General features: G+C 51.8%; 4 protein-coding genes. 3 read left to right on the plus strand and 1 reads right to left on the minus strand.

Translation table 11 applies throughout. The features are described from left to right. Positions 1–393: 393 nt before the first annotated feature. The 3 genes from AC5M9B_RS04715 to AC5M9B_RS04725 are packed head-to-tail and all read left to right on the plus strand — an operon-like array spanning position 394 to position 2701. Entirely contained in the window at positions 394–1218 is an 825-nt protein-coding gene (locus AC5M9B_RS04715; RefSeq protein ID WP_186805567.1) for an amino acid ABC transporter substrate-binding protein, read from the plus strand. Beyond that, the gene (locus AC5M9B_RS04720; RefSeq protein WP_070656105.1) at positions 1208–1924 is read left to right on the plus strand and encodes an amino acid ABC transporter permease; all 717 of its coding nucleotides are present in this window, start codon (positions 1208–1210) and stop codon (positions 1922–1924) included. Before AC5M9B_RS04715 ends, AC5M9B_RS04720 begins: the two co-directional genes overlap by 11 nt. 9 nt (positions 1925–1933) lie before the next feature. Continuing rightward, a complete protein-coding gene (locus AC5M9B_RS04725) occupies positions 1934–2701 on the plus strand; it encodes an amino acid ABC transporter ATP-binding protein (protein ID WP_070656106.1) in 768 nt (255 codons plus the stop codon). Positions 2702–2710: 9 nt separating this feature from the next. Here the strand turns inward: AC5M9B_RS04725 and AC5M9B_RS04730 are convergent, their stop codons facing one another. Beyond that, a complete protein-coding gene (locus AC5M9B_RS04730) occupies positions 2711–2833 on the minus strand; it encodes a hypothetical protein (RefSeq protein WP_261765085.1) in 123 nt (40 codons plus the stop codon). Between the last annotated feature and the right edge of the window lie 75 nt (positions 2834–2908).

The raw sequence follows: 2908 nt of genomic DNA on the forward strand, positions 1-2908 counted from the left end.
GTCGCATACAGAACCCAGCTTACACAGAGCGCCTGAATAGGCTTTTATGAGTGTCCAAGATTTGGGGGCCAGTTCAAAGTTTTCAGACGACCTTTTGCTATATCAAGCTATCGTTGTATTTTCATTTAAGGCTGAAAACCGTAGGCAAAACAGAAAGACCTTCACTTGGAATTTGAGCTTAGCACCACCATAGTGAGTACCGATCCGAATCTTGGTTTGAACGATGGGTAGGTCGTCTGAAAGCAGATTTCAGACGACCTTTGCTTGAAAAATGCAGGTTTTTCGGCTTCCTTTATCCGATTCGGAATAAGCGTTATAAGAAAGTATTCTTTGTGTTTGCCGTAATTTCACTTAGAATGCTGCCCTCGCACACTTTTTCTTCAGGAGAAGATTATGTTGAAAAAATTCGTACTCGGCAGCATGACCGCATTGGTTTTGGTAGCCTGCGGCGGAGAGGGCGGCAGCGCGTCTTCTTCTGCTCCCGCCCAATCTGCCAACGCTTCCGGTTCTTTAATCGAGCGTATCAACAATAAAGGTACGATTACCGTCGGTACCGAAGGCACTTACGCGCCGTTTACCTACCACGACAAAGACGGCAAGCTGACCGGCTACGATGTGGAAGTTACCCGCGCTGTGGCGGACAAGCTGGGCGTGAAAGTCGAGTTTAAAGAAACGCAATGGGATTCGATGATGGCGGGTTTGAAGGCGGGACGTTTCGACGTGGTGGCAAACCAAGTCGGTCTGACCAGCCCCGAACGCCAAGCGACATTCGACAAATCCGAACCTTACAGCTGGAGCGGAGCGGTTTTGGTTGCGCGTAACGACAGCAACATCAAATCCATTGACGACATTAAAGGCGTCAAAACCGCGCAGTCTCTGACCAGCAACTATGGCGAAAAAGCCAAAGCCGCGGGTGCGGAACTCGTACCGGTGGACGGTTTGGCGCAATCGCTGACCCTGATTGAACAAAAACGTGCCGATGCGACGTTGAACGATGAGTTGGCAGTTTTAGACTATCTGAAGAAAAACCCGAATGCGGGCGTGAAAATCGTTTGGTCTGCACCAGCCGATGAAAAAGTCGGTTCCGGCTTGATTGTCAATAAAGGCAATGACGAAGTCGTGGCGAAATTCAGCACGGCAATCAACGAGCTGAAAGCCGACGGCACGCTGAAAAAACTGGGCGAACAATTCTTCGGAAAAGACATCAGTGTTAAATAATTTTCTTGCTTCGCTGCCGTTTATGACGGAAACACGCGCCGACATGATTGTCAGCGCGTTTTTGCCTATGATAAAAGCCGGTTTTATGGTGTCGCTGCCGCTGGCGGTGGCATCGTTCCTGATCGGAATGGTGATTGCCATCGCCGTGGCTTTGGTGCGGATTATGCCTGCGGGCGGCATCGTGCGGAAAATCCTGCTGAAACTGGTGGAAACTTATATTTCCATCATCAGGGGGACGCCGCTGTTGGTGCAGCTTGTGATTGTGTTTTACGGGCTGCCGTCCGTCGGTATTTTTATCGATCCGATTCCTGCCGCCATCATCGGCTTCTCGCTCAATGTCGGTGCATACGCTTCCGAAACCATACGCGCGGCGATTTTGTCCGTGCCGAAAGGGCAGTGGGAGGCGGGTTTCTCCATCGGCATGACCTATATGCAGACTTTCCGCCGCATCGTCGCGCCGCAGGCATTCCGCGTCGCCGTGCCGCCTTTGAGCAACGAGTTTATCGGCTTGTTTAAAAACACCTCGCTTGCGGCGGTCGTAACGGTAACGGAGTTGTTCCGCGTTGCGCAGGAAACGGCAAACCGTACCTACGACTTCCTGCCCGTCTATATCGAAGCCGCTTTGGTTTACTGGTGTTTCTGCAAGGTTCTGTTCCTGATTCAGGCGCGCTTGGAGAAACGCTTCGACCGCTATGTCGCCAAATAAGGGAAAGCCATGATTAAAATCCGCAATATCCGCAAAACCTTCGGCGAAAACACCATTTTGCGCGGCATCGATTTGGATGTGGGCAAAGGGCAGGTGGTCGTCATCCTCGGACCTTCCGGCTCGGGTAAAACGACGTTTCTGCGCTGCTTGAATGCGCTGGAAATGCCCGAAGACGGACAAATCGAGTTCGACAACGAGCGACCGCTGAAAATCGATTTTTCTAAAAAAACGACAAAGCATGACATCTTGGCGCTGCGCCGCAAATCCGGCATGGTGTTCCAACAATACAACCTTTTCCCGCACAAAACCGCGTTGGAAAACGTGATGGAGGGTCCGGTTGCCGTACAGGGCAAACCTGCCGCCCAAGCGCGCGAAGAAGCGCTGAAATTGCTGGAAAAAGTCGGCTTGGGCGATAAGGTTAACCTTTATCCCTACCAGCTTTCCGGCGGTCAGCAGCAGCGCGTCGGCATCGCCCGCGCATTGGCGATTCAGCCCGAGCTGATGTTGTTTGACGAACCCACTTCCGCGCTGGATCCCGAATTGGTGCAAGACGTATTGAACGCCATGAAGGAATTGGCGCAAGAAGGCTGGACGATGGTCGTCGTGACCCACGAAATCAAGTTTGCGCTGGAAGTCGCCACTACCGTCGTCGTCATGGACGGCGGCGTCATCGTAGAGCAGGGCAGTCCGAAAGAGTTGTTCGACCACCCTAAACACGAACGGACGCAGAAATTTCTGCGGCAAATCCGTAAAGACTCGGCGGATTATCAACATTAAGCCGTTTCGTTACATCAAAGGTCGTCTGAAAACGGATATAGCAGGTTTCGCTAAAACATCCGCCGTTTTCAGACGACCTTTTTCCATCATGGATTCACGTTGAAGCGCTACGGCATCAACGGACGGCGACATATAGTGGATTAAATTTAAACCAGTACGGCGTTGCCTCGCCTTGCCGTACTATTTGTACTGTCTGCGGCTTCGTCG

It is taken from the genome of Neisseria flava (genome assembly GCF_982712965.1).